At 56.8% G+C, this 787-nt stretch carries 1 pseudogene; it reads right to left on the reverse strand.

Going from position 1 to position 787, the window contains the following annotated elements:
- Window positions 1–787: pseudogene (locus tag lacNas_RS07065) on the reverse strand (EAL domain-containing protein); the annotation flags it as partial.

Raw genomic sequence — 787 nt, forward strand, 5'->3', positions numbered from 1 at the left:
CGCAGCTTCTTGCTGAAGACGGGCGCCAGTCTTTCCAGCAAGCGGACCGGATCGATCCGGTCGTGCTCATAGACGTTGCCCAGCAGCAGGTAGGCCTGGGATTCGCCAAGGTCGTTTCTGACCGGTACCAAAAGCAGCTGGTCGATCTCGTGCTTGTCGAAAAATTCTGCCTGCTTGCTGAAATCAGTCCGCTCTTGGGCAAATTTGCTGATATCGGCAATCTGCAGGTAGCTTTGCGACTGCAGCAACTCGCTGAGCGGCTGCAAGAAGTGGTTGCTGATGTTTTCCAGATGCTCTTCCAGCGGCCGGGCGTTGGCAGCTGTCCATTCATAGTTGATCGAAAAGCTTTCGTTGCCAATTTCCAAAAGCACGGCATGCGTGGCCCGGGTGACGTCGCCGATTTCCCGCAGGCCGTTTTGCATGGAGCTGAAGTACTTGCGGTCATCCATCAGAATCCGGTTGACCTCAAAGAATTCAGCGTCCGTGGCCGCGATGCGCTTGATCTCGGATTCTTCCTGATCATCAAGGGCAAAGACCGTCACCACGCAGTTAGGCACCGTGGAAGCCTTGGAATAGTAGCTGACCCAGCTGCGCAAGGCGCGGTTGTAGCACTGGCCGCTGACCAGGTGGCCTTTCAAAGCATCCAGGCTGGTTTCCAGCCACTCTTCCTCGCTTCTTACAAAGTCGTGGTAGCACTGGCCAAAGAGCTGGTCGCGGCCGACGCCGAGCAGCTCGCAATAGCGTTCGTTGGCAAAGACGTTGACCGTGTCGACGACCCGGTCGCCGT

Origin of the sequence: Lactobacillus nasalidis, from assembly GCF_016587775.1 — a bacterium.
GTDB lineage: Bacteria > Bacillota > Bacilli > Lactobacillales > Lactobacillaceae > Lactobacillus > Lactobacillus nasalidis.